This window comes from Novosphingobium sp. B-7, from assembly GCF_000410615.1.
Lineage (GTDB): Bacteria > Pseudomonadota > Alphaproteobacteria > Sphingomonadales > Sphingomonadaceae > Novosphingobium > Novosphingobium capsulatum.
Genome location: NZ_KE148465.1, coordinates 480 through 5,166 on the forward strand (window position 1 = coordinate 480; position 4,687 = coordinate 5,166).

The window sequence follows — 4,687 nt, forward strand, 5'->3', positions numbered from 1 at the left end:
GGCAAACAGGCGCGCGACCACGCCGCTGGCAAGACCGAGCAGCGCGGCCTTGGCCAGCAGCGCGGCAAACCCCGCCAGATCGGTCTGTGGCAGGCTGATGTGGGGATAGAGCGTGTGGTGCGCCCCCCACAGCCGGCAGCCGAAATCACCCACCAGCGCCGCCACCAGGCACGGCACCAGTGCTGCCAGGTCGAGCCCGCCCAGCGCCAGCACCTCGATCGCGAAGACCGCACCGGCCAGCGGCGTGCCGAACACCGCGCCAAAGCCGGCCGCCACCCCGCCCATCAGCAGCAGGCGCCGGGCCTTGCCGGCCAGGCCCAGGCGATCGACCAGGCCATGCGCCAGGCTGCCGCCCAGTTGCACTGCGGTGCCTTCACGCCCTGCCGATCCGCCGAACAGATGCGTGGCCACTGTGCCGATCAGCACGAGCGGCGCCATGGCCAGCGGCACCCCGCCGCCGGGCTCGTGAATTTCATCAAGGATCAAATTGTTGCCGCCCTCTGCCCGCGCGCCAAAGCGGCGATAGAGCCAGGCCACCGCAAGGCCACACAGCGGCAGGCCATAAAGCAGCCAGGGCGCGGCAAAGCGCAGCCGCGTGACCGCATCGAGTGACCAGAGAAAGCCGGCGCAGGCCGTGCCCACCGCAAGCGCCATGGCCAGGAGCGCCAGCACGAAGCGGATGCGGGCCGGCGTGACGAATGAACGGGTGAAAAAAGCGCGCACGATTCCTCCTGTTGCATGTGCCCGGTCGGGCAGCTTGGTTTCAGGTAGGAATCATCAGCCCTGGCGCCGTTTGGCGCGGCAGGCGGTTCGGCAAAATGCCCGGCGGAAATCCATCGCCTTGGCCCGGCCTATGCCGTGCGCGGCGGGTTCCGTCAAGATTGCGGAATTACGCCCCGCCCACGGCGCCGCGCACGTCAACCTGGCCGCCGTTGTTGATGATGCGGCCACCGACCAGGCCCTTGACCGTCACGCGGGCTCCCTGCTCCACGATCAGGTCTCCACCGATCATGCCGGCGATGGTGACATCGGCGCCAGCCGCGACAGTAGCATTGCCGCCGATCATGCCGCGAAACGTGCGCTTGCCTTCCAGGCGATAATCGCCGCCAATGGTGGTGCCGTTCGCCGCTGCATCGGGCGTGCCATCATGGTGGCATCCGGCCAGCGCGCCGCCCATGGCCATCAGCAAAGCCAGCGGCAGGGCATGGCGGGGAACGAACATCGGCGTGGCTTCCTTGAGTCGGGCGTAAAGGATCGCTGTGCCCGGCCGGTCCGATCGACACACCGGGCGTTCGATCAACCGCTGCCCTCACCCGATAGACGCCGCAGCCGGGGCAAGAGGTAGTCGGCAGGGGCCATCAAGGCCCCTGCCGCGATCATCACCAGCGGTGACCCCAGCCACGATGCCAGTAATGGTGGTATCCCCAATAGGGACGACCACCCCAATAGCCATGGCCGTAATAGCCGCCAAAGACCGGGCGTTCGACCACGACCGTGCGCCCCATGGGATAGCAGCGGCCATCATAGGCGCGATACCATCCGCCACCACAACCATCGCGCGCCATCGCCGGCGCCGCAGTGGCGAGTGCAGCCGTGGCGATCGCCACGCTCAGCAGGATCTTTTTCATATCGACCTCACTTATCGTTGCTGCAGGCTGTTCATCCTTGCCTGACATTACTTGAACGATGGCGGCCGGTGTTTCCGTCTGTCGGTTCGTCGCAAATTTAGACCAACAAGCCAGTCATCGGCCGGGGCGCGCCGGCCAGCGGAAACAGGCGCCGCGCCACTTGCGCCGGATCGAGCGCGAGGCTTTCGGCGGCAACGCCGGCCAGCAGCGCGTCAAGCTGGCTGGTGGGTGCCAGATCGCGCCCTTCATAGAGCTGGCCATTGCCCAGCCCCGGCCAATCGGCCACCACGCGCCCGCCTTTGACGCCGCCGCCCAGCACCCAGGCGACCGAGGCCGTGCCATGATCGGTGCCGCCCGTGCCATTGGCCGCGGCAGTGCGGCCAAACTCGGTGGCGACCAGCACGGTGGTTTGCGCCCAGGCCGGGCCCATCCCGTCGCGCAGCGCCGCCAGCAGCGTATCGAGCCCGCGCAGCTGCGTGGCCAGCCGGCCGTCCTGCCCGCTGTGGGTATCCCATCCTTCGGTTTCCAGCATGGCGATGCGCGGGCCGTGCGGCTTGGTCAGGAACGTGGCGGTCAGCTTGCCCAGCGAGGCGGGGTCTTGCCGCGCGCCGCTGCCCTGGGCGAGTTTGCGGGTATCGAGCGCCGCGCTCCAGGCTGCCTGCAATTGCCGGTCTGGCGCATAGAGCGCGCCCACCCGCGTCATCAGATCGTCGGTCGGGCCGGGCAACCCGGACGGCGCATAGGATGTAACCTGCACCGGCCCGCGCAGCGCTGGCGGCACGGTGGACGCGATCGCGATCGCCGCATCGCTCGCGCGGGGCAGCATGGCCACCAGGCGATTGAGCCAGCCATCGCGTGCCTGGTAGGGCTGGCTGCCTCCGGTCTCCAGCACGTTCTGCCCATCGAAATGCGAGCGGTCGCGATAGGGTGAGGCCACCGCATGCACAAACAGCGCCTGGCCACGGGCATACATCGCCGCCGTTTCCTTGAGCGCGGGATGCAGGGCAAAGGTGCCGTCCAGCCGCGTCGCCGCCGCCGGATCGATCGCCAGCGCGCCACGCAGCCGGGCATAGCCGGGATCGGCATAGGGCACGACGATGTTGAGGCCATCGGCCGCACCACGCTGGATCACGAAGACAAAGCGGCGTTCGGTCTCGGCTGCAGCCAGGACCATGCCCGGTGCCACGAGCAGGCTGCCGGCAGCACCGCCGGCAAGGTGAAGAAAGTTTCGGCGATGGAGCATGGTTACCTCCGCAGGAAATCGGGCGAGACGAGCATCAGCGCCAGCGCGCTGGCCGGGCTTTCGGCATGGGCGATCTGTTCGGCCGTTGCCGCAGACAGCCCGCCGGGCAGCACTTGCGGCGCACGCTGGCGGGCATCGATCTGCGCGGCGCGGGGGCCAGCCAAGCGCTGGGCAAATTCCACCCGCCGCATCAGCGCATCAGGCGCGATCCAGCTGGCGGCCGTATCGTCCCACCCGGCGGGAGAGCCCGGCTTCCACACCGGCTGGCCCAGTTGCTGGGTGATCGTGGCCACCTGCAGCGTGCCGATGTCTCCCACCCCCAGCGCGCGCAACGACGATATCGTCCACTCCCACGGGGTCTTGGCCTTGAGCGGGCGCGGCTCCCACGGTTCGGGGCTGGCCACCAGCGCGCGATAGAGCGTGGGCAGATCGCCCCGGCTGCGGGCAAAGGCATCGGCCAACCGATCGACCAGCGCCTGGGGCGGCACGTCGCCGGCAAAGTGACGGGCCAACTTGGTGGCGACGTGGCTGGCCGTGGCCGGCGCATGGGCCAGATCGACCAGCACGGCCCGCGCCTGGTCCACCCCGGTCTGGGCATAGGTCTTGCCCACGATCGTGCGGGTGCCGGGTTCGTGCTGTTGGGGATGGAACGCGAAATCGCCCGGCGCATCATCGTTGATCCCGCCCACGGTCCACCCCGTCAGCGCGCGGGCAAATTCGGTGACGTCAGCCTGGCTATAACCGCTGCGCACGCCCAGGGTATGCAGTTCCATGATCTCGCGTGCCAGGTTCTCATTGAGGCCGCGCTGACGATCGGCGCCACCCTTGGCGCGCGCCCGCAGCGCCGCCGGGCTGTTGGGCCCGATCGACTGGTTCTGGTTGAGATAGAGCAGCATCGCCGGGTGGCGCTCTACCGCCAGCAGCATGTCTTCAAAGCGGCCCAGCACATGGGGGCGGATGGCGTCCCGTTCAAACGAGGCGGCCAGCGCGGTGACCGGCAGGTTGTCGACCGACACGCAGAAATGGTTGGACCAGAAATGCACCAGCCGCTCCACGAACGGCGCCTGCGTTTCCAGCGCGCTTTGCGCCCGCGCCTGCACGCCCTGGCGATAGAGCGCATGGATATCTTCGCCCAGATCGCGGCGGGCCTGCTTCTGCTCTGGCGTGCGCGCCGGCTTTCCCGCCATCGGCACCGTGGCAGCGATGACCGGGCCAGCCGGCAGCGGGGTTGTGGCTACAGGAACTGGTGCTGGGGCCGGCGCTGCGGCACGGGCCTGGCGCAAGGCCCGCTGCTGTTCCTGATAGGCAGAAAGCAGCGCGCGGGCGTCGGCCAGCGCGGCCCAGGCCGGCGGCGTGACATCGAAGTGATCGAACTGCGCGATCAACCAGCCGTGCGGATCGGCGAGCGCCGCCGCGCTTGCGGCATCGGGCGTAGCGCCCAAGCCAAAGCGGTTGAGCGCAATTGCGGCAGGAGACAGGGGTTGTTCCGAGACCATGGCAAAGCCCTTTGAAACGGAAACCCTTTTTTCCGTTCCTTCGTCGCGGGCTTGAACGCAGCGACCGGCCGATTCCGTCGCTGGCGATGTAACGCAGCTTATTTCCCGCTCTTGGGCTCCAGCCGATCGGCGATACGGTTGCGATCGGCCTGCGGCAGGCCGGCCACATAGGGCACCACCTGCATTTCCACGTGGGCGCGCACCATGGCATCGCCCGCGCGCAGGCGTTCAAGCTGGGCCAGCAGCGCCGGCTGATCCACCACCGGCGCGCGCAGCAGCGCGGCGATCTGGCGGCGCAGCGCGCGGTTGCCATCCACCTG

5 protein-coding genes, 1 pseudogene and 1 riboswitch are annotated in these 4,687 nt (G+C 68.7%); all 6 genes and pseudogenes read right to left on the reverse strand.

The window, feature by feature from the left end:
• The coding region (locus tag H926_RS31150; RefSeq protein ID WP_022677930.1) for a chloride channel protein at window positions 1–723 on the reverse strand (723 nt) is incomplete at its 3' end.
• A 38-nt stretch (window positions 724–761) separates the two neighbouring features.
• A riboswitch (Fluoride riboswitch) is annotated at window positions 762–850 on the reverse strand.
• A gap of 39 nt (window positions 851–889) precedes the next feature.
• A complete protein-coding gene (locus tag H926_RS31155) occupies window positions 890–1,222 on the reverse strand; it encodes a hypothetical protein (protein WP_022677931.1) in 333 nt (110 codons plus the stop codon).
• A gap of 157 nt (window positions 1,223–1,379) precedes the next feature.
• Window positions 1,380–1,628 (reverse strand): GCG_CRPN prefix-to-repeats domain-containing protein, encoded by a 249-nt coding sequence (locus H926_RS0120470; protein ID WP_022677932.1) that lies wholly within the window; start codon window positions 1,626–1,628, stop codon window positions 1,380–1,382.
• 97 nt (window positions 1,629–1,725) lie between these two features.
• On the reverse strand, window positions 1,726–2,871 hold the full coding sequence (locus tag H926_RS0120475; protein ID WP_022677933.1) for a DUF1501 domain-containing protein: 1,146 nt from the start codon (window positions 2,869–2,871) through the stop codon (window positions 1,726–1,728).
• A gap of 2 nt (window positions 2,872–2,873) precedes the next feature.
• Window positions 2,874–4,367, reverse strand: coding sequence for a DUF1800 family protein (locus tag H926_RS0120480; protein WP_022677934.1), 1,494 nt, complete (start codon window positions 4,365–4,367; stop codon window positions 2,874–2,876).
• Window positions 4,368–4,465: 98 nt separating this feature from the next.
• Window positions 4,466–4,687: pseudogene (locus H926_RS0120485) on the reverse strand (periplasmic heavy metal sensor); the annotation flags it as partial.

Coding starts and splice junctions, on each gene's coding strand:
- H926_RS0120480 (WP_022677934.1), bottom strand. CDS start 4,367: ATGGTCTCGGAACAACCCCTGTCTCCTGCCGCAATTGCGCTCAACCGC.
- H926_RS0120470 (WP_022677932.1), bottom strand. CDS start 1,628: ATGAAAAAGATCCTGCTGAGCGTGGCGATCGCCACGGCTGCACTCGCC.
- H926_RS31155 (WP_022677931.1), bottom strand. CDS start 1,222: ATGTTCGTTCCCCGCCATGCCCTGCCGCTGGCTTTGCTGATGGCCATG.
- H926_RS0120475 (WP_022677933.1), bottom strand. CDS start 2,871: ATGCTCCATCGCCGAAACTTTCTTCACCTTGCCGGCGGTGCTGCCGGC.